The sequence below is a fragment of the Mesorhizobium sp. M2E.F.Ca.ET.209.01.1.1 genome (assembly GCF_004010375.2).
Taxonomy (GTDB): Bacteria; Pseudomonadota; Alphaproteobacteria; order Rhizobiales; family Rhizobiaceae; genus Mesorhizobium.
This window is the reverse complement of record NZ_SADP02000245.1, coordinates 1-418: the sequence shown is the minus strand read 5'-3', so window position 1 is coordinate 418 and position 418 is coordinate 1. Positions and strand designations below refer to the sequence as shown.

Sequence of the window (418 nt, the reverse complement as noted above, 5' to 3'; positions counted from 1 at the left end):
GTCTGCCTGGTTCACCGAAATGGAGGAGCACCGGCCGCGCGTCGTGCAGCAAGGTAAACAGCCGCAACGGCCCGTTGGCGGTGAGCAGATCGAGGTCGGGCATTCGCCGCCCAAGCAGCGCGTGCCCTTCCCCGAGGTCGTAGTGGACACCCAGGCCGGACATCTCGGCGGCGATTCGTTTGCGTGGCCCGTCCATGGCGAGCAGTTCGGCAAACGTGTCGCCCAGAGCCTTGGTGCGGTCGTCCCTGCGACGAAGCGCGACCTGCGCCATCGCATTGCGCAGCACGCGGGCGGCAACCGGATGGCGTTCGGCAAGGTAGCTGTTGAGCAGGCTTTCAGGGGACGTCGCCTTGACCACCTGGGCCAGCTTCCATCCCAGGTTCACCGCGTCCTGCACGCCGATATTGAGGCCCTGTCC

The 418-nt window shown here is 66.5% G+C and carries 1 protein-coding gene; it reads right to left on the bottom strand.

All coding sequences use genetic code 11. The features are described 5' to 3' along the window. A partial coding sequence (locus tag EN852_RS35490; RefSeq protein ID WP_189546373.1) for an FAD-dependent monooxygenase occupies nucleotides 1-418 on the bottom strand: 418 nt, incomplete at both ends.